This is a genomic window from Thermodesulfobacteriota bacterium, assembly GCA_040757775.1.
In the GTDB taxonomy this organism is placed as follows: Bacteria; Desulfobacterota; UBA8473; order UBA8473; family UBA8473; genus UBA8473.
Map to the genome: position 1 here is coordinate 22,335 of JBFLWQ010000020.1, position 24,292 is coordinate 46,626.

Below are 24,292 nucleotides of genomic sequence, written 5' to 3' on the forward strand. Positions count from 1 at the left end.
ACACCCCCCCTATATTATAACCTTTACGATAAACCTCCGTCGACAGGAGTCGGCGGCTTCTTCCTTTCCAAGCTTCGCTTGAACCCCTAGGGCAGCCACTCCATCACCAGACAGGAGTCTATAGTGAACAACCTCGAAAAGTAGTCATTGCGAGGAGCGAGTGAGCCAAAGCCCTGAGCGAAGTCAAAGGAACGTGGCAATCCCAAGATATTGCTTCAGTTGGTTCGCAATGACAAATGCTGGATGTTAACTTATTTATGTCATTCACTATAGTGTGTTATGTGGCATAATAAAACGAATTTATAAGGAGGGGAGAAAATGAATAAAAAGAGTGTATTTCCCTTAATAATCCTGTTCTTAGTTTTGTTATGGGTATTTTCCACAACCCGTGTTATACAAGCCGGTGATACGACGGGTGTGACCGATGATACGATAGCGCTCGGGCATATTTTAGATTATACAGGTCCAGCGGCTGAAACCACTTTGCAAATTAGCAAAGCTATTGAGGCCTATTTTAGAGATTTCAACGAACGGGGTGGGGTTAATGGAAGAAAGATTGAATTTTTAAAAGAAGATGATCGTTACTCAATACCTGGAGCAATCGCAGCATTTAAAAAATTGGTCTTTAAAGATAAGGTATTTGTGTGTCTCAGTGTTGGAGGAACAGGGCAAACCCTTGCTCTGTCTGAACAAATAGCTAAGAATAAGATACCCTGTATTGTTATAAGCAAGTCTCGCGTAATGACAGAGCCTTTAAAGAAATATATATTTACTGGAGGTCCTTCCCATGATGACATCACTGCTGTTTTAATAGATTACATAGTAAAAGACCTGAGGGCGAAAAGCCCTAAGGTAGCTATTGGATACCCTGATGTTAGCTATGGAAAAGAGGTCTTAGATGGGCTAACCAAACGGCTTAAACACCATGGTTTAGAACCGGTAGCTATAGAGGTTATTCCCATTGGGGCTGTGGATGCTTCGTCTCAAGCCCTGAATGTAAAAAAGAAAGGGGCAGAATATGCCATTATGATAGGGACACCGGTCATGTCTATCGCTTTTATGAAGTTTTCAAATGTATATGGTTATAAACCGGTGCACATAGGCTATTATTATAATTGCTCAGAGACTATTCCGAAAGCCCTTGGTAAAATTGCAGAAGGGTTTTTGGGGGTTCATGCTTTTGTCTCCTGGGATAATGATGTACCAGGAATGATAAAGGCAAAAAAGATATCACTTAAATATTATCCAGGCTGGAAGGCTACTGACATAGGTTTTGCAGAAGGTATAGTAAACTCCATACTCACTGAAGATGCGTTAAGAAGGGCTGGAAGGGACTTAAGCAGAGAGAAGTTTATTGAAGCCCTCGAATCTACAAAAAACCTGGAGGTAGGGGGGATAGGTGCCCCTTTAACCATTACTCCTACAAATCATAAGGCAAGTGATTCTGCCATAATATTCAAGGCAGATCTTAAGGAAAAGATTATGGTACCTGTAGGAGGCTGGAGGAAACCGCTTCCTTAATTTGATCCTAAAGACAAACTTGGAATATTGAAAAATGAACAGGATTAAATGGAGCAGGGGTACTGGCCAGACGGACCGTTAAACTGGCAAAAATAATAAACTACCCTGTAACAAACTACAGAGAGGTATTATTTAGCTTCGGCTCTGAAATCTCGATACAAAACTTAGCAGAAGAAAATTCTATAGGTTTTGACCGGGGGCAGTAGTTCAATCTTTGCTTATATGGAGGTCAAGATATGGAAGAACGTCATCGTGTTTTCAACGAGCAATCGTTGCAACAGATCGAAAGGGAGACAGAAACGTGGAAGAACGGGCTCCCCAAAAAGGATGAGGATGGTCAATTTGAATCCCTTTCTGGAGTTCTTGTCGAGCCCATCTATACCCCTAACCACATCGCCAAAATGGATTACCTTCAGGACATTGGCTTTCCCGGACAGCCACCCTTTGTGCGAGGGGTTTATCCGGATATGTACAGGGGAAGACTTTGGACCATGAGGCAATTAGCGGGCTTTGGCCCCCCTGAAGAGACCAACAAACGGTACAGATTTTTACTCGATCAGGGAGCAACGGGGCTGAACGGAACGTTCGATTATCCTACCCTCAGGGGTTATGACTCCACCGATCCTATGGCCGAGGCGGATACGGGAAGAGGTGGTGTCGCCATTGACACAGTTGAGGACATGGTAATACTCTTCAACGGAATCCCGATCGATCAGGTCAGTGTTTCTCTGGTGACTTGCCAGCCAATCTGCAACATCTCCGTTCAATCTATGTATTTTGCCTATGCACAATCAATGGGGATTCCTCTCGATCGTCTCACAGGAACCAGCCAGAATGACTTTATGATGGAGACAGCAATAACCATTGCACCTGGGGTTTTGCCCCCCGATGCCTCTTTCAAGCTCTGCTGTGATGCTATTGAGTACTGTGCACACCATGCCCGCCGGTGGAACCCGGTGAGTTTTGCGGGTTATAATTACCGGGAGGCAGGGTGTACGGCTGCAGAGGAGATCGCTTTCGTGTTCCAGAATGCGATTGGTTGCATCGAGGAACTGATCAAGAGGGGATTGCAGGTTGACAGTTTTGCACCAAGGCTTAGCTTCTTCTTCTCCTCTCACAGTGATTTTTTTGAGGAGATTGCCAAATACAGGGCCGCGAGAAGGATATGGAACAAGATCATGAAAGACCGTTTTGGTGCCGAAAACCCTCGTTCCTGTGCCCTTCGTTTTCACGTGCAGACGGCTGGTGTCAGCCTTACAGCGCAGCAGCCCCTGAACAATATCTCGAGATCTGCATACCAGGCTCTTTCCGCCGTTCTTGGTGGGGCACAGTCCGTTCATGTAGACGCTTATGATGAAGCCCTGTGTACACCTACCGAACTTTCGTCCTTAACGGCACTTAGGACCCAGCACATCCTGCAGCATGAAACTCGAACTACCCATACGGTGGACCCCCTCGGAGGGTCCTACTTCGTAGAATCCCTCACAGAGGAGATTGAGAAAAGAATACTTTCCCTGGTAGATGAAATCGATTCTATGGGAGGAATCGTAAAGGCCGTCTCGTCAGGGTGGATTCATGGTGCAATCGCCCGATCTGCTTATGAATACCAGAAGGACATTGAGACTGGAAAAATGAAAGTAGTAGGATTGAACTGTTACCGTATTGAGGATGAGGTTTTACCAATCGAGCTTTTTGAGGTGCCGGAGACGGTTGAAGTTCAGAGGAGAAAGCTTGAAAGGATAAAGAAGGAACGAAGTGCTCAGAAAGTTAAAGCCGCACTGGACACTCTCGCAAAGGCTTGTGAGGCAGGTGAAAATCTTATGGAGGTTATTGTAGATTGTGTCAAGGAGCGAGTTACTGAAGGGGAAATTTCGGCTGTTTTAAAGTCGCACTTCGGAACATGGTACCCTCCCCTTTTCTGAGTTTCAGATTTTTTCAGGTTCACCACTATGAACAGTGACATGAACACAATCTCACCATTGAAGGATACAGTGAGGGAGTCCAAAATAAGACCTCAGATTTACCGACAGATTGATTATACGCCAGTTACAAGGCGTAGTTGAAACCAAGAGACAGTAAGATTTGGAAAGGCAGGAAGATGGATAAGAAAATTCGCGTTGTTATGGCGCGCCTCGGACTTGATGCACACTGGCGGGGTAGCATAATTGTTGCCCAGGCATTGAGGGACGCAGGCATGGAGGTAATCTACGTTGGAAACAAAATGCCCGATGCGATTGTCGAGACAGCTTTACAAGAAGATGCAGATATAATTGGATTAAGCACCCTTTCAGGAAATCACTCTATCCTTGCCCCCAGGGTTGTTGAAATACTGAGGCAAAAGGGAGAGTACAATATTCCAGTCATTCTGGGAGGGACCATTCCACCAGGAGATGTTCCTAAGCTCAAGGATGCCGGAATTTCAGAGGTCTTCGGACCGGGGAGTTCGCTCGAGAGGATTATTGAGTTCGTCTTATCTACACAGCGTACCTAAACCGCCTTTTCCAAAGCGTAGGTCCTACTTCTCCCCATAACCACTGAAACAGGGGCATTTTGGAAGGTACATGGAGAGGTATCATTTTACCCAACTAAATCAACAGCGCCGCCATTAGCCCCTTTTCCGAATAATTCCCTGTGGAACGGCCACAAGACATTCAATCTATTGTCAGTCCCTCGGCTATCCAACAGGAGCCTTTTAAGAATACCCGTCAATGCGAAGTAACGTTAGGTCAATTTTTAATTCACCACCGTGAAAGGGGGGAATCATGCAAAGGTTATCTATTATTTCAATATTAGTACTGATCCTTCTTTTTTTTGCAGGCACAAGGTTGAGTCAAGCAAAAGAGGTCAGAGGTGTAACAGACAAATCAATCAAAATTGGTGCTGTTCTTGATCAAACAGGGCCTGCTGCATCTGCAACTGTTCCATTCACTCAGGGGATAAGGAGCTATGTCAGGTTTATTAATGAAGGAGGCGGTATTCATGGAAGAAAATTAGATCTGATTGTAGAAGATGACCGTTATTCAATTGCCGCCACTATTGCTGCATTTAAGAAGCTGGTTTATAAGGATAATATATTTGCTTATATAGGTCCTGGGTCTGGGGGGTTTTTTAATGTACTCTGGAGCAAGATGCAAAAAGAGAAATTACCAACTATAGCTCTACCAATGCCTGAAATCGCTGTTGAGCCTTTTAAAAGGTACATCTTTATTACCAGTGATACCTATGAGGGGCAGATAAGAGTCCTTGTCGACTATATTATAAAAGACTATGGACTAAAGGAACCAAGAATCGGCTTGATTTATCCTGATACAGAGGTAGGTAAAATTGATATGAGGGCTGCGCTACCGAGATTAAAAAAGTACAATTTAGAACCTGTAACCAAGGAGGTCCTGATGGCTGGTGCAATAGATGCCAGTTCCCAGGTTATGAACTTAAAGAGGTATAAGGTCAACTGTGTACTTAGTGTCGGGAGTATCACCTCTACGGCTGTGACCTTATTACGAGAATTAAGGAAGTTTGGTCTAAATATACCGGTCTTTAATAGTTGGGCATCAATGACTACGGAGGATCTGAATTACATTGGTGAAGCTGCAAATCAGGCATATTCAATTCATGCGAATTCTCCCTGGTACGGTGAAGGTCCTGGGGTAGCAAAGATGAGAGAAATTACTCTGAAATATAATCCAGGAACAGAAAAGCCTTATCGTGGTCCCTTATACACGCATGGATGGGTAGTTTCGACTATTATGACAGAGGGGCTTAAGAAAGCTGGTAGAGATCTGGATGTAGAAGTCTTCGTAGATGCTCTAGAGACCATAAAGAATTATGATACTGGTGGGCTCTGCAATCCTATCACTTTCAGTTCGGTAAGCCACAAAGGCGGGGATTCATGGAAGGTTTACAAAGCAGACCCCGTTGGAAAAAAATATGTCGCTATTACGGGATGGAGAAAGTCAGAGTAGTATTAAGCGTATTGCAGTAGCTAAAGTAATAAAGAAAAGAGGTGAAAAATGAAAAGAACGGTATTTGTGGCAATTGCATTGTTAGGCAGTATTTTTTTCATTACCGCTTCACACGGTAAGGCAGCGGAAGTCAGGGGAGTAACGGATACCTTGATAAAAATAGGGTCAATAGGCGATCACACAGGGCCTACCTCGAATTTCATTGTTCCAGTTGTCGAAGCCAGCAAAAACTATTTTAGATACATAAACGATCAAGGGGGCATACACGGACGGAAGTTACAATTAATCGCAGAGGATTCCCGTTATTCAATTCCCACATCAGTAGCGGCATTTAAGAAGCTGATATCTAAAGATCAAGTGCTGGCAATTTTAGGCCCTGTCTCCACTGGTGAGACCAGGGTACTGTTTCGGCATATTGAAAAGGACAAGGTGCCTTCATTAGTATATGCCGCAGACAGATCCGTTATGGAACCGTATAAGAGATATATATTCCCGACCACCAGCCTGTATGATATGGAATGGGGAGTAGTTTTTGATTATATTTTTAATGAGTTGAAGCCCGTAAGCCCGAAGATTGCCAGCTGCTATCCGGATATTGAATCGGGAAAAGTTTCCCATAGAGGAGCCGAGAAATGGGCAAAGTTTTTCAACGTAAAGCTTCATACAGAGATAATTCCCTTAAGCGCTATTGATGTTACCTCTCAGGTTCTTTCAATGAAGAAAGCGGGAGTAACCCATGTCCTGATATTTCACGTTGCACCACCGGTCGCCTTGCTCCTTAGTGAATTAAAAAGGTTTGGTCTCAACATACCTGTCTTTGGGATCAGTGCTTCAACCACGGAAGACCTTATTAAGATAGCTGGCGAAAAAGCAAAGAATTTCATAGGTGCCAGTCATTACAGCTCCTGGTACGAAGAGAACCCCGGGGCAAAGAATATGGCGGAGATAAGCCTGAAATATTTCCCAGACGCTTTAAAACTTTATGGAGTCAGGAGTTACACTGTAGGGTGGGTTAGATCTCTTGTTCTCTGTGAAGGGATCAAGAGAGCAGGGAAGGACTTAAATGCTGAAAGCCTTGTGGGTGCATTGGAAACCCTGAAGGATTTCGATACACAAGGGCTCTGCGGGCCCATAACATATACACCCACTATGCATTATGTGTTGAACTACAATAAGGTTTTCAAGACCAATCCTGCGAGTGGCAAATTTATACCAATTACTGATTGGAGACTGCCGCCTTCAGAAAAATGACAGGCAAAGAGGCAGGATTAGACAAATCCTATAATATCTTTGATGGTGAAGAGATGGCAAAAATTTTCAGTGGTGAAAAGAAGGCAAAATTAGGCACGGGAAAGAAGCCCGCTGTTGTTCATGTACAAACAGAAGAAAGATTGGAAGAAGTAGCATCAATATTTGAAAAAAACAGTTGGAAATATACAATTGGATTGGAACCAGATAAACCAGAGGATATTACCGATTTAGAAATATTATTGAATCCACCAAAACCAAAGATAGCCGAAAAGAAAGTTGGACGCAATGAGCCCTGCCCATGTGGAAGCGGGAAAAAGTATAAAAAATGCTGTGGCAAATAGGGCTATTGTCCATTCCAAAAGATAACTCTGCACATAACCACCTGTTTTATTCTGACGAGTGGAGAATAGTATAGTATAGTCGGGACGTTATATATCCTCAGTAATTAGGTGACTCTTTTGCTATAATGTATAATGATGATAATTCTACCAACCCGAATCACAAAGGGGTGATTATGAAGGCGTCTTTCTTTAATTCCTAGAATTACAGGAGCAACGAGAAAGGACAAGTTGTTATTCCTGAAAACATACGGAAACAACTCAATTTAAAGGCTGGGGCTCAGTTTGTCGTTGTCGGTGATAAGGATGTTGTTATTCTTAAAAACATAGCGCCTCCATCCATTGATGAATTTGATGTTCTAATTACTGACGCCAGAAAAAAAGGGAAACAAGCCAGATTAAAAAAGTCTGATATTAAGGATGCGATATTAAAAGCTCGAGGGAAGAAAAAATGAAAATCATCCTTGATACGAATGTTTTCATATCAGGGATATTTTTTAGTGGCCCTCCTTCTCAAATCCTCAAGGCATGGCAAAACTCAAGACTACAAATTGTACTTTCGCAGGGTCTAGGGATCAGGTCTTGAAAAGTAAGTTTTTGGCAGCAAAAGTGATTTCCCAAGACCCCCGTCCCATTCCTCATCAAACGACCCTCTCAGTAGGGAAGATGAGATAAAACATCTGGCCTTTTCCTGTCTCAAAAGGGTTGACCTGGCCAGCAAGAAGGTAAGGCTTGTCGGTGTCCGGGTCGGCAATCTGGGGAAAAATGAAATTGCTGATAGTTAAGGTTCATCTCCCAAAGAATTGGTCGATGAAAAGGATTCAAGGGGTCAAGGATTTAAGCGAAATGCTTAAATTTAAGGATAAACTATATGAATGGTGCCGAAGGCGGGACTCGAACCCGCACGGGGATTGCCCACCACCCCCTCAAGATGGCGTGTCTACCAAATTCCACCACTTCGGCACAAATTTCAGGATTGTTGTTCCTGTTATTTGTTTTTTGGAGAATCAGGGGATTTTGGAATATTTTGTTTAGCCGGTGTAGACCCCTCTTGCATAATCGACGAAGCCGGTCGTTGAGAAGAAAAATACGCCAGAGTAAGAGAAGTTAGCATAAAGACAATGGCGGCGGCGGCGGTTAATTTTTCAAGAAAGCTGCCAGGTCCGCTACTACCAAAAATAGTTGAGCTGGAACCTCCAAAAGCGGCTCCCATCTCAGCGCCCTTTCCGGTTTGCAAGAGTACAATCATAATCAGCGCAATGCACACGATTATATGTATAGTTATAATCAAGGTAAGCATTAAAAATTAGCCCCCGTTTTTTCTTCAATTATTAATTGTGATTGTATATGGTGAAAATCTTATTACCATTATTTCAATAAAAAGTAAAGGGATAATTAATAAGTTATTTAGTCTCCATTGTAAATACCCCATCCCAATCTTCAGGTGGTGGAGCTTCCATCAGATTTTTGCTTCTCTTCAAGTAGAGTTTTGATGGGTAATCATCTGGCTTCAGGTCCAAAACCTTATTAAAGGTCTCACTGGCTTCTTGCCATTTCCTTCCCTTGTATTCTTCAAGACCCTGGTGAAATAGACAAAGTATGTCTTTAACCTCATCAGGCACCTCGTTTCTTCCAACCAATTCATATATCTTAACTGGCAGATCCTTTCCCTTAACCCTCACAGAATCTAATTCTCTACAGAGAAACTTATCCTTGACTTTTTCATAGGTTACTTCACCAATTATTATATTTGTATTATATTGCTTGTTAGCACCCTCTAATCGGGAACTCAGATTGACGCTATCTCCCATTACTGTGTAGTCAAACCTTCTCTGTGAGCCCATGTTTCCAACCACCATTGGCCCGGAGTTTATGCCTATACCTATATTGAATCTAGGTGTTCCCTCGGCTTCCCATCTTTCTTGGAGAACTTTAAGCTCATCCATCATATCCAGGGCAGTATAGCATGCCCTTTCGGCATGGTCTTCTTGATCCAGCGGAGCCCCATAAACCGCCATAATGGCATCTCCCATGTATTTATCCAGGAGACCATCGTATTTAAAGACTATGTCTGTCATGACAGTCAGATATTCATTTAGCAGTTTAACGAGCATCTCTGGAGATAGCCCTTCTGAGATTGTGGTAAAACCCCTTATATCAGAGAATAAAACTGTAAGATCCTTTTTTTCTCCCCCAAGTTTTAGCTTTTCTGGATTCTTTAGCATCTCATTAATCACAGAAGCAGTGAGATAGTAGTGAAACGCCCCTTTTATCTTCTTCTTTTCTCTCTCCTCTGTCATATAACGGAATATAGTTACCCCAATATAAACCAGGAGAAGAGTCAAGAAAGGGTATACAATATTTATCCATACCCCTTGGTACACGAATAGATATCTATTCAACGTAAAGAAACCAAAAAAGAAAAGGACAGTAGCAAGAGCGCCCCAGACAGCTTTCAATTTAGGCAATACAAAACCCAGAACCAGTCCCAACCCCAAAATAACTAAAATATCCAAAACAGCAGTCCAGTCCGGACGAATCAGGAAATGCTGACGAAGTATATTGTCGATAACGTTGGCGTGGATCTCTATCCCGGGATATACACTGCTAAATGGGGTAACTCTCATATCATAGATTCCTGTAGCAGTTGCTCCTACAAGTACAATCTTGTCCTTTAAGTTAGCAGCGGGGATACGATTACCCAGAATATCTGCAATAGAATAGTGGGGAAAAGTCTTTTGCTGACCGGCATAGTTAATAAGCATTCTCCCCTTTTCATCAGTCGGGATCATAATCCCCCCAAGCCGGATCCCATCTATACCATAATCTGCAATCTTAAGTGATAAGAGTGGAGAACCGAGATAATGGTGTAGAACCCTCAATGATAACGGCGGAAAGAATTGGTCTTTGTATTGGACCACTAAAGGACACCAACGGACAGTTCCATCCCTGTCTGGAAAAATGTTGAAATAACCACTTCCTCTGGCAGTAGTTGAGATCTTATTAAGGTTGCTCTCTACTGCATATGCCTCTGTCAAAAAGACCTTTTTAGCTTCCTTGGATTGATACCTGACAGAAGGATACTTCGATGGTAATATGTTCTTTAATTCTAAACTGATTTCTTCTTCTTTCAGGTGCTCAAGCCCTTTTTTTGATGTATGGAAAAAGTACCCCAGGATTATTCTATCCGATCTCTTTATAGTCTTTGCAAGTATCTCATCATTGTCAGCCTCTCTCTCAGCCATGGATATATATTCTGTTAATTCCCGACTGGTTATCCTCAATTCTTCAACCTTTTTCTTAAAAGAAGCTGTCCTCTCTAAATCAGAATTCTCATCAGGTTCAGCAAATACTATATCAAAACCTATACTCCTGACCCCATATCTGGTCAAGGTATCAATAAGTCCTGCGATCTTTTTCCGAGACCAGGGCCATCTTCCCAGCTCATCAACACTTTTTTCATCTATAGCTGCAATTACGACCTCATTTCCTGGCTTCACTGAACCACGAGAAACAAACCGTAAATCCAGGGCTTTGAGTTCCATTAAATCCAAGAAAGGAACTCCTATCAGATAAATAGTAATTACCAGCAGAGTAATAACTAAGCTGATCTTAAAGCAATTTAATTTCAAAGGTTTTCTCAAATCAGATCCCCCTCAACAGTCTTCAAAGAGATTTTTTATATTCATCTACATTTCCATTTAACGTTTTTTCTTGTGTTTTCTTAGGGTTCCCTCTTCTTTGATTCCACTGATAGAAACCTTCACTTCTTTCCCGTCTTCCAGTTCGACAATAACCTTCTGTCCGATTATATTTTGCTCTACAACCCTTCCTCTTCCCTGAAGAGTTAATAACGTCTGACCGATTTTTGGCATATCTTTTTTAAAATCAACATAGGTTTCGTGTTCAAAAGCCAAACAACACATTAACCTTCCACAAACACCAGAGATTTTTGCAGGATTTAAAGCCAGATTTTGGTCTTTTGCAATTTTAATGGATACTGGTTCAAAGCCTTTTAAAAAGGTTGAACAACAGAATTCCCTTCCGCAATTCCCTATGCCTCCTACCATCTTTGTCTCATTTCTCACCCCTATCTGACGCATCTCAATTTTTGTATGGAGTCTCTGGGCAAGCCTCTTTACTAATTCTCGGAAATCCACCCTGCTTTCGGAAGTAAAGTAAAAGATAATCTTAGAACCATCAAATAAACATTCCACTTCTACCAGCTTCATCGGCAGGTTACAGTTCTGTATCTCATTTAAACATATTTTATGTATTTCTTTCTCCTTTTCCTGATTCACTATTTCAGCGTTTAAATCGTTTTCGTCAGCTTTTCTGAGTATCTTTTTAAGCGACTTATCTAATAAGGTGATATCTTCTAAATTCGTCATTTTGACAACAGTTCCTATTCCAACGCCCTTCTCTGTTCCCACAACTACTCGATCATTGACATAAAGATTCAGATCCCCTGCATTGAAATCATAAATTTTGCCGCTATCTCTAAATTTTACCCCTGCAACCTTCATCTATTCCCCCGCATCTCACTTGTCTATCACTTTGATGATCTCGCAAAAAGTGCTAAAGACACCTTTCTTGTCATTCCCGCGGAAGCGGGAATCCAGTAAAATCAATTAGTTCTGGACTCCCGTTTTCATGGGAGTGACGGTTTTATGACTTTTTAAAAGTCCATCACTCTTGCTCAATGAAAATATGCCTTTCGCGGTTGCCTTGACCCCTTATTGACAGATCTCTCCTAACATCACTTCCAGTGTCAGCCGCTTATTGGAATTTCGCAGTAATGCCGATTCGGCATCATTTATTATCCTTAATTTCCTCAATAAATCTGTTGTAGTAAGCCTTCCCGAAAGTCTTTTTATCTCTTCTAAAAAATCAGCATTTATCAATCGATCCGATGGACAGTCCTCTTTAAAGATTAAAATATCTCTAAACCAAGCTTTTAGAAATTGAAGGGCAATAATAAGCTCTTCTTTTTCCTTTGACATTTCTTCTGCAAACTCGAAGGTTTCATTGATGTTATTGGGGGAAAGGGCACTAATCTTTTCAATAAGTCTATTTCTATACTCCAGAGTAGTCCCTTTAGACAATTCATATGCCCTATTCAGGCTTCCGCTTGCCAACGATGCTATCTTCAAAGAGGCATCTTCATCTTTTCCCAGTTTCTCTTTGATTATTTTGGAGATTAAATCATTGGTCAATGGCTGAAATTTAAGCTTTTGACACCTGGAACTAACAGTCGGTAACAACAGATGAGAACTGGCAGTTATCAATATAAGTATTATGTCAGGGGATGGCTCCTCCAGAGTCTTAAGAATGGAATTTGCTGCTGCTGGATTCATCTTTTCAGCGTTTGGTATGATGCATACCCTTTTTTTACCCTCATAAGGCTTATATTTGAGAAATCTCTGCATTTCTCTAATCTGGTCGATCTTTATTGAGATTCCCTCTGGCTCAACAACAGTAACATCAGGGTGATTCCCGTTTATGATCTTTCTGCATGATATACATTCATCACAGGAATCAGCAAGTTCAGCAGAGCAGTTTAATGCCTTGGCCAGCGTTAATGCAACACGTCTTTTCCCTACACCTTCTTCCCCAAGAAAAAGATAGGCATGTGGTACCCGATTATTTTTTATTGCCTTCTTTATTATCTCAATCTGTCTATCCTGTCCAAGTACGTCTTTAAACGACATCCATCTCTCTTTTCATAATTTTGGGAAACACGGTCTTACATATCTCCTCGTGGATTATTTCTATATCTTTGGTTCCATCAATAACTATAATACTTTCATTTCTTCTAGCAACCTTCAAATATCCTTCTCTGACTTTTTCGTGGAAGCTTCTATCCTCTCTTTCAAATCTATCCTCTCTTGCCTGATTTGCTTCTGAACGTATCCTCCCAATTGCTCTCGTTATTCCAATATCTACCGGACAGTCAAAAAGTATGGTAATATCAGAAGTTAAACCGGAAGTGGCAAGTTGATTCAATTTCTTGACCAGCTTAAGGTCAAATCCTCTGGCATACACCTGATAGGCAATGGTGGCATAACTAAAGCGATCACAGAGTACGATTTTTTTGTTCACCAGAGCCGGCTTAATTACCTCTTTAATATGCTGAGCCCTGCTGGCTAAATATAGAAATAACTCAGTGGTAAGACTCATGTCTTTATTCTGAGAGGACAATAGTATTTTTCTTATTTCTTCCCCTATCTCAGTACCACCAGGTTCCCTTGTAATTATATAAGGAAGCCCTTTTGTATCAAGGAAATTCCCCAGCAGGCTAATCTGGGTGGTCTTGCCACACCCCTCTATCCCCTCAAATGTAATAAACATATCCTAAACCCATTTCTTGACAGGCTGTTGTTCAAACAGAAATTCCCCTCTTATCTTCTTTGCCTAACATTGGTTTTAACCCAGTTAACGGCGTCTTCAATCTTGGTTCCAGGCCGGAAGACTGCCCTTATCCCGATCCCTATGAGTTCAGGAATGTCCTCATCGGGGATAATACCCCCTCCAAAAACTATTATATCACCTGCCACATTTTTCTCCAACAGTTTGAGTACCTGTAAGAACAAATGCTTATGTGCCCCTGCTAAACTGCTAAGCCCAATGGCATCCACATCCTCCTGAATGGCAGCATTTACAATCTGTTCAGGGGTTTGATGCAGACCTGTATATATCACCTCAAATCCAGCATCCCTAAGCCCTCTAGCAATTATCTTTGCACCCCGATCATGTCCGTCCAGTCCAGGTTTCGCAATCATTATCCTCACTCTCACATCAGAATCCATTTTCCCTCCTGTATTTATCCTCTTTTGAGATAAATCTCCAACGGGATTTAAAACATCCCAGGATCACGATGTACTCCAAAGACTTCCCTAAACACATCGCATATCTCCTGCAATGTGGCGTATTCTTTAACTGCATCAAGTATAGGAGGCATCACATTCCCATTGCCTTCACAGGCACTCCGGATATTATCTAAACAGGAATTCACCTTATTGTTATCTCGACTTTCCTTTATGTTCCTTGTTCTGGCTATCTGTTTTTCCTCCAGATCCGGCGATATCTTAAGTGTTTCGATAGGAATAGTCTCTTCCATCACATACCTGTTAACACCAACCATTGTCTTTTCTTCTCTATCAAGCTGTTGTTGATAATGGTATGCAGCCTTGGCTATTTCATTTTGTGGATAACCTCTTTCAATGGCTTCAATAATCCCTCCCATCTCATCAATCTTGTTTATATATTCCATTGCCTCTTCTTCCATCCTGTTGGTTAGGGATTCCACAAAGTAAGAACCACCCAGGGGGTCAATAGTATTTGCTACCCCTGTTTCTTCGGCAATGATCTGTTGGGTTCGTAGTGCGATAGTTGCTGACTGCTCAGTTGGTAAAGCCAGTACTTCATCCAGGGAATTGGTATGTAATGATTGGGTACCTCCCAAAACTGCTGCCAGGGCTTCAAAAGCAGTCCTTACCACGTTATTGTAAGGCTGCTGGGCACTTAGAGAACATCCTGCCGTTTGCGTGTGAAATCGCAATAGCCATGAACGAGGGTCCTTTGCTCTAAATCTTTCCTTCATCACTCTTGCCCAGATTCTCCTGGCAGCACGGTATTTGGCTATTTCTTCAAAAAAATCTATATGGGCATTAAAGAAGAAAGAAAGCCTGGAGGCAAAGCTGTCCACGTCCAGTCCTCTTTCAATGGCTGCCTGTACATAACCTATCCCATCAGCCAGGGTAAAAGCTAACTCCTGTACCGCAGTCGACCCTGCCTCTCTGATATGGTATCCGCTAATGCTTATGGTATTCCAGCGCGGAACCTCTTTTGTACAGTACTCAATAGTATCTACTATAACCCTCACTGAAGGTTTAGGAGGACACATGAAGGTCTTTTGGGCTATAAACTCCTTCAGCATGTCATTCTGAATGGTTCCACCAACCTGTTTCTTGCTTACCCCTTGTTTTTCCGCAACAGCTATATACATTGCCAGGAGAATGGCAGCAGGGGGATTTATAGTCATGGAGGTAGTAACCTTGTCCAGGGGGATCCCATGGAACAGGATCTCCATATCCTTCAAAGTATCGATGGCAACTCCGCATTTGCCCACCTCACCCCTTGCCAGAGGAGAGTCTGAATCATATCCCATGAGGGTAGGCATGTGAAACGCAACACTGAGACCTGTTTGTCCCTGAGATAGCAGATAGTGGTATCTCTTATTGGTATCCTCAGCAGACCCAAAACCAGAAAACATCCTCATAGTCCAGTGTCTTCCTCTGTACATTGAAGGTTGAACCCCTCGTGTAAATGGATACTCTCCCGGGAAATTCAGATCCCTTTGGAAATCAAATCCCAGAATGTCTTCGGGAGTATAGAGTCTGCCTATCTCCATATCAGAAACAGTAGAAAACCTCTCCTTTATTTCAGGAGCCTTGGTTAGACTCTTCTCAAGTTTCTCTTCCCATTTTCCCCTATCCTTTTTAATCTCTATTATTTCATCTTCCTTAAACATTCTCTATCTCCTTTAATCTTTGTAAACGTTTAAACGATCGGCAATCAGTAATAACTATAGTAAACGATATAAGTAAATTGTCATTTCGACCAAAGGGAGAAATCTAAGATTCCTCGCGTCGCTCGGAATGACAGAGCAAGGTTCGGAGTAACATTTTTACATGTTAACCTTATTTAAGCCGTTCCCTATAGTAGTACGATTCATTAAATACGCTAAAATATACCATCCCGCAAGAGGCGAAGTCAAGGGGAAAAGTCCTGGCATATAAGCTTATGCCTTTATGTAAAATCTCAAGGACAGAGGCGTTATGAATAGAATAATTTTTTTCTGTTTTTTTTCCTTGACAATTGGATACATCCATGGTAGAGAAGTTTCAATTCATATATCTCGAACACGAGCAAACTCTTAATACCAGTCTTTTGATCCTCACTGCCCTTTCCAGGATAGCGTACAAACGGCTTATAATCAGGGGGGCTAATTCTTACAGCGCGACCAAAATTATTTCTTTAAAAAAGTCTTTCCTAGTGTCTAACAAAGAGAGTTTTGCAATATTTTGGTTTAAGGAATCTTACGGAGTAGCCGATTTTTAAAGACTTTATACAGACAGAGGCAGTTCGATTCCAGGAGGGAGGTTAAACTGAGTATGAGAAGATATTATGCTTTTACCGCGATACTTATATTTATAATAATCTTTATCTCAGTTAACGTTCATGCCAATGTAACCTATATAAAAGAAGGCAATAACCCACAAAAAATAGCCAAAAAGAATAAAAAACAAACTCATCGAAAGAATAAAAATAAGCATAATCCTGCCTCCCTCCCCCTTAATACCACATTTCACAAAGCAAAAAAGGGCGATACTTTACTCTCTTTATCAAAAAAGTACTCTCTATCAGTAAGTGAACTCAAAGAAATCAATAATCTCAGGTCAACAAAGATAAAAATCGGGCAAAGGATTGTTTTAAAACGAAGCAAAGCAAACACTTACGCTGGAAGCAAAATAAAGACTTACACTGTAAAACGAGGGGACAGCATATGGAAGATTGCAAAAAGGTTTAACATTGACGCTGATGAATTAAAGGGTATCAACAATCTTAAAACAGACCGATTAAAACCAGGGTCAAAAATCCTTTTGGAACAAAAAGCGGAGCCGGTAAAAACAAAAACCAATGAGATACCCCTCTTGCAGGCACATACTGACGAAGAGATAGAAGGGGTATTAGAATCAGAAAAATATAGTCTCGAGAAGAAAGTTACGCTCATTGCAAAAAAATTTCTTAACATACCTTACAGGTTCGGTGGAAACAGTCTTAATGGTATCGACTGTTCAGCATTCGTTAAGAAGGTTTATGGCATGATCGATATAAACCTTCCCCGCTCTGCAAGAGAGCAATTTTCCGAAGGAAATTCTGTTGTTAAAGAAGAGCTCTCTGTAGGCGATCTCGTATTTTTCAGGACATATGCATCCTTTCCTTCACATGTGGGGATTTATCTCGGTGACAACCTGTTTATACATGCATCATCAATAGACAAGAAGGTCACAATTGATAGTCTGGAAACCCCGTACTATATGAAAAGATTTATTGGAGGGAAAAAGGTTATCGAGGAAAAAAACGACCAAGAAAAACTTGATGAAGAAGGATAACTAACTTTACTACTCTCCATTAAGACGTTTGACCACCTCATCCACAACCTCCCCCCTCTTAACCATAATAACCTCTCCCGTCTTTCTTAGCTTCATTTCCACCATATCGTTTTTAAGTGTTCTGCTGCTAACAGTCAGACGAATGGGTATGCCTATAAGGTCAGCATCTTTAAATTTTATCCCGGGACTCTCTTCTCGATCATCAAATAGCACATCGTAACCCTTCTCACTGATGGAGAGGTATATGGCTTCGGATGCATCCCTTACTTCTTTTTGATTGATGTTGACAGGTAGAATTGACACCAGAAAAGGGGCTATAGGCATCGGGAAGATAATGCCATTCTCATCGTGATTCTGTTCAATAGCAGCAGCCACTGTCCTTCCCACTCCAATACCGTAGCAACCCATTACAATCAACTGCTCCCTCCCATGAGCGTCAAGATAGGTTGCCCCCAGAGCCTCACTGTATTTGGTGCCTAGCTTAAAGACGTGCCCTACCTCAATTCCTCTGCTAAATCTCAGCTTCCCATTACATCTGGGACATGGATCATCTTTATTTATCACTCTTAGGTCAGCAAAGTTGTCGACTTTGAAATCCCTAAGATTTACATTGATCAGGTGTGTATCCTTTTCATTTCCTCCTGTGACAAAATTGGACATCTCAGAAACGGCGTTATCGGCAACTATCCTTGTCCTCAAACCCACAGGTCCAGCGAACCCTATTGGAGCACGGGTTATTTCCCTGATTCTTTCATCCTGGGCAAGGTTCAGGTAACTACAGTCAAGTAAGTTTTTCACCTTAACCTCGTTGACCTCATGATCCCCTCTGACCAGTACAGCAACAGCCCCTTTATCGGTTTCATATATAAGGGTTTTAACAAGGTCTTTGGGGGTTACCTTTAAGAAACCCGTAACCTCTTCTACTGTCTTCATGTCCGGAGTGTGAACCTTCTGGATATTCACTGGAAGTGCTGATTCTCTCTCCTGAATACCGGGGTTTGAGTGTCTCGCCTCTGCCTTCTCCACATTTGCAGCGTAACTGCAGGAACAACAACTCACAATTGCACTTTCCCCGTAGTCTGCCATAACCATAAATTCATGGGAAAAGCTTCCACCGATTGCCCCGGAATCTGCCTCTACTGCCCTAAATTCCAGTCCACATCTCTCAAATATTTGATTATATGCCTGAAATATCCGGTTATAACTCTCTTCCGCACTAGCTTCATCGACATCAAAGCTGTAGGCATCCTTCATGGTAAACTCTCTGCCCCTCATTAATCCGAAACGTGGGCGTACCTCATCACGAAACTTGGTTTGAATCTGGTACAGGATCAAGGGCAATTGACGGTAAGACTTAATCTCCCTTCTGACCAAATCAGTAATTACCTCTTCATGGGTAGGCCCCAGACAGAAATCACGGTCATTGCGATCTCTGAACCTCAAGAGTTCCTTCCCGTAGATGTCCCATCTTCCGCTCTCCTGCCAAATGTCAGAAGGCTGAACCCCGGGAAGGGTTACTTCTTGAGCCCCTGCCCTGTTCATCTCTTCCCGGATTATCTGTTCCACCTTACTGAATGTCCTTATTGCAAGTGGCAGATACGAGTAAATACCTGCTGCCAGTTTCCGAATCATGCCAGCCCGAAGCATCAGTTTATGGCTTATCACCTCAGCCTCAGCCGGGTCTTCTTTTAAAGTTGGAATTAACATCCTCGAATAACGCATAGTCCCTTCCCTGAATGTCCCTTCACTGTTTCCGTTAAAGATCCTTAACCATTTCTTCTACCTCTTTTACAAGCACATCTGCAAGCTCTTTTTCTTTAAGCTTTTTAACCACCCTACCCTTCTTAAATAAGAGACCCACTCCTTTACCACCGGCAATCCCTATCTCTGCCTCCTCAGCCTCACCAGGCCCATTGACTACACAGCCCATAATGGCTACATTCAAAGGCACGGAAATATGGGCTAGTCTCACTTCTACCTCATTGGTTAGCTCTATCAGGTCAATCTCACACCTGCCACAAGTAGGACATGATATGAGGTTTATGCCGCGGTAACGGAGTCCCAATGCTTTGAGAATCTCATATCCAGCTCGGACTTCTTCCACAGGATCAGCAGTTAATGATACACGAATAGTATCCCCTATTCCTTCATTCAGAAGGATACCAATCCCCACAGATGACTTTATTGTTCCAGAAAAGGATGTCCCTGCCTCTGTAATACCTACATGAAGTGGATAGTCAACCTTTTCTGAGATTAATCTATAAGCCTCAATAGTATCAAGGACATTAGATGCCTTTAAAGAAACCTTAATATCATGGAAGTTCAAAGATTCAAGAATAGCAATATTGCTTAGTGCACTTTCAACCATGGCATCAGGAGTAGGATGACCATACTTGGAAAGGAGCTTTTTTTCTATGGAGCCAGAATTGACCCCTATTCTTATTGGTATTTTTCTTTCTTTAGCCGCCTCCACCACAGACTTAATCTTTACCTTGCCACCAATATTTCCAGGATTGATCCTTAAACCATCTACTCCTTCCTCAACAGCCCTAAGTGCCAATCTATAGTCAAAATGGATGTCAGCTATGAGAGGGATACTTATACCCTTTTTTATTTCACCCAGTTTCTCCGCTGCTTCCATATCTGGAACAGCAACCCTTATGATCTCACACCCTACTGATTCCAATCGATGGATCTGGGAGATGGTAGACAGGTAATCCCTGGTATCGGTATTGGTCATGGATTGAACCGAAATGGGAGCACTACCGCCTATTTTAACATTGCCTATTGAAATCTGTCTGGTCTTTCTCCTTTTCATAACTCATTCCCAGCAGAAAAAATAGTATCTGATCTTTAACAGTAACTCCTGTTAAATCCTCTAAAAATATAGCATCCCGTGAAAGGTGAAGTCAAGGGGAAAAGATTTTTATAATTTTCTGTATTGACAATGGAAACATTTCAAACTATGTTCAAATACAATATTATTCTGCAAATGATGCGGAATGACATCTCTTAATACTTGGAAAGTACGCAAATCGAAACTTCTTGAAATTGCTGCAATTTTTCTTTTAACGCATTGAAGGGGGCAAATATGGGGGAAAAGTTGTTTATTCATGGCTACGAGGCTGTAGGACGTGGAGCTTTGAATGCGGGATGTCTGCATTTCTTTGGTTATCCTATTACGCCGCAAAACGAGATAACGGAGTTTTTTGCCCGTGAATTACCAAAATTAGGCGGGCGTTTTGTACAGGCTGAGAGTGAATCATCATCTGCCTCTATGGTCTTTGGAGCTGCTACTGCGGGGGTCAGGGTGATGACATCTACAGCCAGCCCTGGTTGGGGATTGATGCAGGAGATACTATCCCATATAAGTTTTTGTGAATTACCCTGCGTTGTAGTGAATGTTCAAAGAGGGGGGCCTGGTCAGGGCACCACCCGTCACGCCCAGACCGATTATCTGTCAGCTACACGAGGAGGCGGACAGGGAGGGTATAAGAGCATTGTTCTCGCCCCTTCATCGGTTCAGGAATGCCATGACTTAATGCAGCTTGCCTTTTACCTGGCAGATAAGTATCGCATCCTTACAGTAGTTTTGGCAGACGGTATACTTATCCAGATAGCCGAGTATATCAATGTAAAACCTCTGGATTTCGGCCCATTACCTCCAAAGGACTGGGCATTGAAAGGTATAGACAAGAAAGGCGGCAGATGTGATCATATCCATTCAACAAGGGGACTAATACCCCCCGTTTACAAAACCATCGTTGAACAGATTCACGAAAAATATAAGAAGATAACTGAATCTGAAGTAAGGTATCGAACTTATCAGGCAGAAGATGCTGAATTGCTCCTAATATCTTATGGGTACGTGGCCCGTTGCTGTGAGGAAGCTGTAAATATGGCTCGCAGCAACGGATTAAAAGCAGGTCTGATCCAGCCCATAACCCTTTGGCCATTTCCATATGAAATACTGGCACAAAAGGCCTCACGGGGATGCAGATTCCTCGCTGTTGAAGACAGCATGGGCCAGCTATTGGAGGATGTATGGCTGGGTGTTGAGAATAAAAGCCGCGTTTCGTTTTTAGGGATGCCTTCCAGGCATGTTGATGGAGAATTGGGGATGATCTTCCCAGAGACTATCTTTGAGGAGGTTAAAAAATTAATATGAACGAAAAAAGTGTTTCCTTGAAGAAGGAGAAGATTTATGGTCCGTCTGATTATACCTTGAACCTTCCGCTACCATCCTGCCCGGGTTGCGGTTCCCCCCTTGCAGGTAAAATTGTCATGGAAGCCCTTGAGGAACTGGGGATAATTGAAAAGGCAGTATGCGTTATAGGTGTTGGTTGTGCTGGTATGAAATTCTTCACAACAAAAATTGATTGGACCCTCTGTTCCCACGGTCCATCCCCTTCTGTCGCTAACGGTATAAAACATGGTAACTATGATGACGCTATTGTCTTTACTATCCAGGGCGACGGCGATTGTGCTGCCATAGGTGCAGGTTATCTGATTAACTCCGCAGCCAGAGGAGACAAGATTACTATATTTATGCTCAATAATACGAATTATGGAACTACTGGAGGGCAAATGGCGCCAACAACACTGATCGACCAGGTAACAACAACTACTCCCCAGGGAAGGGACGGTATAACCCATGGGTATCCCCTTCACGTACCGGAAATGTTAGCCACAATAAGGGGGGTAGCCTATAGTGCTCGGGGGTCAGTACACAACTTTGCCAGCTATCAGCGTACCAAAAAATACGCAAAACTTGCACTTCAAAAACAGATAAACGGAGTTGGACTCGGCTTTTTGGAAATATTAACTTCTTGCCCGGTTAATTGGCGCATGGAACCATCTAAGGCAATGAAATGGATCGAAAGAAGGGTTGTGGCCGAGTATCCCCTTGGTGAATTTAAAAATGTGGATTCTACCACAGATTGATTTATAAGGAGGAAACATGGAGCATAGACAGAATGGTAAAGGAGAATTACTTATAGCAGGGGTTGGAGGATGGGGCATTGTAACCATAGGAGACATACTGGCTAAAGCTGCCCTTAAAGAGTTTGAAAATGTTGCGTGGTTTCCCAGTTATGCAACTATGATGCGTGGGGGTGAAAGCGAGTGCTGTATTATGTTCTCACATAAAAGAATTTCATCACCTGTAATATATAAAAGCTCCGGTGTAATGGTTCTGGGGGCTTCGAGAATACCGGATTTTGAAAACAGGGTTAAACCTGGCGGTTTGATGTTGATAGAGTCCACAGGTATAAATGAGGAAACTAAAGTAAAGAGAAATGATATGGACGTCAGGTATGTATCTGCAATGGAGGAGGCAACAAAGCTGGGAAGTATAATGAATGCCAATCTTGTCATGCTCGGAGCCTATGTAGCTGCAACAGGTCTGATATCAAAAGAGTCAATCCTGCAGGAGATTAAGACCAGATTCGCGGGAAAGGGGAAGCATAAAATAGTTTCAGCCTGTAACGAAGCCTTTCTTGCAGGGCTGAAACTCATTCAACAGCGAGCTTAAGCTTGCTGTTATAGCCCACTGTTATTTAAATCCTCTGTCTCTTCTTTCTTAATCCGTACCCTTCCTATTGAGCGATCTTCAACTTTACATATCTTGATCCTGTAGCGGTCTATGGTCAATTCTTCACCCTCTTCAGGAATTCTACCCATCTCCTTCAATATCAGAGCCCCCAAGGTAGGATTGTCCTCTTCCGGCAAAGAGATAGTCAGTAACCTGTTAACATCCCTAATTTTTATGTCACTTTCAATAAGGATTGAACCGTCCTTCTGTAACACGTAGGGACTCTTTATTAGATCAGATTCATCATATATCTCACCTGTAATCTCTTCTATGATGTCCTCCATGGTTACGATACCTCTTATGTTCCCGTATTCATCTACAACAAATGCCATGTGTGCCCTCTCTTTCTGAAAATCCAGAAGCTGGACGTAAACGACCTTTGTCTCCGGGATGAAAAGAGGTTGACGGATAATATCCTTAATATCTAAATCAGGTCTATTCTTCCCCTTAAAAAAATCTTTAACATGAATGTAGCCAAGAATATTGTTTATATCCTTTTCGTAAACTGGGTACCGCGAAAACACATTTTCCGTAATCACTCTTTCAATTTCATTTAATCCCATACTCACTTCAATAGAAACAATGTCGTTCACAGGAACCATTAAATCTTCAACAGTCAAATCGGTTAAGTCAAATATACCCGCAAGCATTCTTCCCTTTCTGGGTTCAAAGGTTCCCTCTTCCTCACCCGCCTCTATCAGTGTTTCGATTTCCTCTTCAGTTATAGGCGACCAGCGTGATTTACCCTTTTGGCCCATCATAAGCAATAGAAGATGGGAAATCTTTGAAATTACCCATACAATTGGATGAAAAAGAACAGTAAAAAAACGGACAGGATAGATGGCTACCAAGGAAAATTTCAAGGCGTTGTAGGCTGCATAGGTTTTGGGAGTAATCTCACCGAAGATCAAGAGGAGAAGAGTCATACAGACAGTTGCAATAAATACCCCTTCTTCTCCGAATACTGAGATGGCAATGGCTGTAGCCAATGCCGTAGCAGCAATACTAACTATATTACTGCCTACCAGGATAGTGCCTATAAGCTGATCCGGCTCCTTCAATATTTTTTCAATCCCTTTCCCTATATTGGGCCTATCTTTTCCCAGTTGTTTCACCCGTAACTTGCTCAATGAGAGGAAAGCTGTCTCAGCTCCAGAAAAAAAGGCTGAACAGATGAGAAAAAAAACAACCAAAAGGTACATATACAAATCTTGTATGCCTTCCATTTAATTTCCCCTTAGAAACTTCTAATCGTTATTTTTGAGAGACCTGCAAAAGTCTTTGCCTTATGCACTAAGTACTCTGGTTCATAAATTCGGTAACGTATTTTCAGCTTCACTCCCACCCTGCCCTCTCCCTTCAAGGGGGAGGGTTTGGGTAGGGGGTGTGTAAATATTTTCCATAAATCTTAAAAGGTTGGAGGAAAAAGGTGTTTTTCCTTTAAAAGGG

Annotated in this window: 21 protein-coding genes, 1 tRNA gene and 2 pseudogenes; 13 read left to right on the forward strand and 11 right to left on the reverse strand. The window is 42.1% G+C overall.

Annotated elements, in window-relative coordinates:
• Positions 1 to 318 precede the first annotated feature (318 nt).
• From AB1401_11735 to AB1401_11775, 9 genes and pseudogenes are all read left to right on the forward strand, one after another.
• A complete protein-coding gene (locus AB1401_11735; GenBank protein ID MEW6616117.1) occupies positions 319 to 1,521 on the forward strand; it encodes an ABC transporter substrate-binding protein in 1,203 nt (400 codons plus the stop codon).
• Between the two features lie 236 nt (positions 1,522 to 1,757).
• Entirely contained in the window at positions 1,758 to 3,443 is a 1,686-nt protein-coding gene (locus AB1401_11740) for a methylmalonyl-CoA mutase family protein (GenBank protein MEW6616118.1), read from the forward strand.
• Between the two features lie 176 nt (positions 3,444 to 3,619).
• Positions 3,620 to 4,012 (forward strand): cobalamin-dependent protein, encoded by a 393-nt coding sequence (locus AB1401_11745; protein ID MEW6616119.1) that lies wholly within the window; start codon positions 3,620 to 3,622, stop codon positions 4,010 to 4,012.
• A 271-nt stretch (positions 4,013 to 4,283) separates the two neighbouring features.
• The gene (locus tag AB1401_11750) at positions 4,284 to 5,483 is read left to right on the forward strand and encodes an ABC transporter substrate-binding protein (GenBank protein ID MEW6616120.1); all 1,200 of its coding nucleotides are present in this window, start codon (positions 4,284 to 4,286) and stop codon (positions 5,481 to 5,483) included.
• A gap of 48 nt (positions 5,484 to 5,531) precedes the next feature.
• The gene (locus AB1401_11755; protein MEW6616121.1) at positions 5,532 to 6,734 is read left to right on the forward strand and encodes an ABC transporter substrate-binding protein; all 1,203 of its coding nucleotides are present in this window, start codon (positions 5,532 to 5,534) and stop codon (positions 6,732 to 6,734) included.
• The gene (locus tag AB1401_11760) at positions 6,731 to 7,075 is read left to right on the forward strand and encodes a PBPRA1643 family SWIM/SEC-C metal-binding motif protein (GenBank protein MEW6616122.1); all 345 of its coding nucleotides are present in this window, start codon (positions 6,731 to 6,733) and stop codon (positions 7,073 to 7,075) included. Before AB1401_11755 ends, AB1401_11760 begins: the two co-directional genes overlap by 4 nt.
• Positions 7,076 to 7,302: 227 nt before the next feature.
• A pseudogene (locus AB1401_11765) lies at positions 7,303 to 7,527 on the forward strand (AbrB/MazE/SpoVT family DNA-binding domain-containing protein).
• The gene (locus AB1401_11770; protein ID MEW6616123.1) at positions 7,524 to 7,658 is read left to right on the forward strand and encodes a PIN domain-containing protein; all 135 of its coding nucleotides are present in this window, start codon (positions 7,524 to 7,526) and stop codon (positions 7,656 to 7,658) included. Before AB1401_11765 ends, AB1401_11770 begins: the two are co-directional and overlap by 4 nt.
• A 61-nt stretch (positions 7,659 to 7,719) precedes the next feature.
• Positions 7,720 to 7,857, forward strand: a pseudogene (locus AB1401_11775) (hypothetical protein).
• A gap of 91 nt (positions 7,858 to 7,948) precedes the next feature.
• Here the strand turns inward: AB1401_11775 and AB1401_11780 are convergent.
• The 8 genes from AB1401_11780 to AB1401_11815 form a co-directional block, all read right to left on the reverse strand.
• Positions 7,949 to 8,035, reverse strand: a tRNA-Leu gene (locus AB1401_11780).
• Positions 8,036 to 8,060: 25 nt separating this feature from the next.
• Positions 8,061 to 8,372: a preprotein translocase subunit SecG gene (secG, locus tag AB1401_11785; protein ID MEW6616124.1), complete on the reverse strand. Its 312-nt coding sequence runs from the start codon at positions 8,370 to 8,372 to the stop codon at positions 8,061 to 8,063.
• 103 nt (positions 8,373 to 8,475) lie between these two features.
• Positions 8,476 to 10,716 (reverse strand): adenylate/guanylate cyclase domain-containing protein, encoded by a 2,241-nt coding sequence (locus AB1401_11790; GenBank protein ID MEW6616125.1) that lies wholly within the window; start codon positions 10,714 to 10,716, stop codon positions 8,476 to 8,478.
• 57 nt (positions 10,717 to 10,773) lie between these two features.
• A complete protein-coding gene (gene ricT, locus AB1401_11795) occupies positions 10,774 to 11,598 on the reverse strand; it encodes a regulatory iron-sulfur-containing complex subunit RicT (protein ID MEW6616126.1) in 825 nt (274 codons plus the stop codon).
• 210 nt (positions 11,599 to 11,808) lie between these two features.
• Positions 11,809 to 12,783 (reverse strand): DNA polymerase III subunit delta', encoded by a 975-nt coding sequence (gene holB, locus AB1401_11800; protein ID MEW6616127.1) that lies wholly within the window; start codon positions 12,781 to 12,783, stop codon positions 11,809 to 11,811.
• Entirely contained in the window at positions 12,773 to 13,423 is a 651-nt protein-coding gene (gene tmk, locus AB1401_11805; protein MEW6616128.1) for a dTMP kinase, read from the reverse strand. Before tmk ends, holB begins: the two co-directional genes overlap by 11 nt.
• 50 nt (positions 13,424 to 13,473) lie before the next feature.
• Complete coding sequence (locus AB1401_11810; protein MEW6616129.1) at positions 13,474 to 13,881, reverse strand: cobalamin B12-binding domain-containing protein; 408 nt, start codon at positions 13,879 to 13,881, stop codon at positions 13,474 to 13,476.
• A 47-nt stretch (positions 13,882 to 13,928) separates the two neighbouring features.
• Positions 13,929 to 15,605 carry a methylmalonyl-CoA mutase family protein gene (locus AB1401_11815; protein MEW6616130.1) on the reverse strand — a complete coding sequence of 559 codons (1,677 nt, stop codon included), beginning with the start codon at positions 15,603 to 15,605 and terminating at the stop codon, positions 13,929 to 13,931.
• Positions 15,606 to 16,248: 643 nt separating this feature from the next.
• Here AB1401_11815 and AB1401_11820 point away from each other — a divergent pair.
• Positions 16,249 to 17,250, forward strand: a complete 1,002-nt coding sequence (locus AB1401_11820; GenBank protein ID MEW6616131.1) for an NlpC/P60 family protein — start codon at positions 16,249 to 16,251, stop codon at positions 17,248 to 17,250.
• A gap of 9 nt (positions 17,251 to 17,259) precedes the next feature.
• Here AB1401_11820 and AB1401_11825 read toward each other — a convergent pair whose 3' ends face one another.
• Together AB1401_11825 and ispG are read right to left on the reverse strand one after the other, a co-directional pair.
• The gene (locus tag AB1401_11825; protein ID MEW6616132.1) at positions 17,260 to 18,972 is read right to left on the reverse strand and encodes a proline--tRNA ligase; all 1,713 of its coding nucleotides are present in this window, start codon (positions 18,970 to 18,972) and stop codon (positions 17,260 to 17,262) included.
• Between the two features lie 34 nt (positions 18,973 to 19,006).
• On the reverse strand, positions 19,007 to 20,068 hold the full coding sequence (gene ispG / locus AB1401_11830) for a flavodoxin-dependent (E)-4-hydroxy-3-methylbut-2-enyl-diphosphate synthase (protein MEW6616133.1): 1,062 nt from the start codon (positions 20,066 to 20,068) through the stop codon (positions 19,007 to 19,009).
• 273 nt (positions 20,069 to 20,341) lie between these two features.
• Between ispG and vorB the strand changes: the two genes are divergently transcribed.
• Genes vorB through AB1401_11845 form a run of 3 tightly spaced genes read left to right on the forward strand, consistent with a single transcriptional unit; the run spans position 20,342 to position 22,783 of the window.
• Complete coding sequence (gene vorB / locus AB1401_11835) at positions 20,342 to 21,418, forward strand: 3-methyl-2-oxobutanoate dehydrogenase subunit VorB (GenBank protein MEW6616134.1); 1,077 nt, start codon at positions 20,342 to 20,344, stop codon at positions 21,416 to 21,418.
• The gene (locus tag AB1401_11840; protein MEW6616135.1) at positions 21,415 to 22,194 is read left to right on the forward strand and encodes a thiamine pyrophosphate-dependent enzyme; all 780 of its coding nucleotides are present in this window, start codon (positions 21,415 to 21,417) and stop codon (positions 22,192 to 22,194) included. Before vorB ends, AB1401_11840 begins: the two co-directional genes overlap by 4 nt.
• A gap of 16 nt (positions 22,195 to 22,210) precedes the next feature.
• The gene (locus tag AB1401_11845) at positions 22,211 to 22,783 is read left to right on the forward strand and encodes a 2-oxoacid:acceptor oxidoreductase family protein (GenBank protein MEW6616136.1); all 573 of its coding nucleotides are present in this window, start codon (positions 22,211 to 22,213) and stop codon (positions 22,781 to 22,783) included.
• A gap of 8 nt (positions 22,784 to 22,791) precedes the next feature.
• Here the strand turns inward: AB1401_11845 and AB1401_11850 are convergent, their stop codons facing one another.
• Entirely contained in the window at positions 22,792 to 24,069 is a 1,278-nt protein-coding gene (locus AB1401_11850; GenBank protein MEW6616137.1) for a CNNM domain-containing protein, read from the reverse strand.
• Between the last annotated feature and the right edge of the window lie 223 nt (positions 24,070 to 24,292).